The organism is Vibrio sp. TMPB1044, assembly GCF_030442075.1.
Taxonomy (GTDB): domain Bacteria; phylum Pseudomonadota; class Gammaproteobacteria; order Enterobacterales; family Vibrionaceae; genus Vibrio; species Vibrio satsumensis.
In genome coordinates this window covers 1-217 of record NZ_JAUJED010000081.1, presented here as the reverse complement: position 1 = coordinate 217, position 217 = coordinate 1, and the positions used below count along the sequence as shown (strand labels likewise).

Genomic DNA, 217 nt, shown 5'->3' with positions numbered 1-217 from the left:
TGGGGAATATTGCACAATGGGCGAAAGCCTGATGCAGCCATGCCGCGTGTATGAAGAAGGCCTTCGGGTTGTAAAGTACTTTCAGTTGTGAGGAAGGGTGTGTAGTTAATAGCTGCGCATCTTGACGTTAGCAACAGAAGAAGCACCGGCTAACTCCGTGCCAGCAGCCGCGGTAATACGGAGGGTGCGAGCGTTAATCGGAATTACTGGGCGTAAA

At 51.6% G+C, this 217-nt stretch carries 1 rRNA gene; it reads left to right on the top strand.

The features are described 5' to 3' along the window. Positions 1–217 (top strand): 16S ribosomal RNA (locus QQ041_RS23630); the annotation flags it as partial.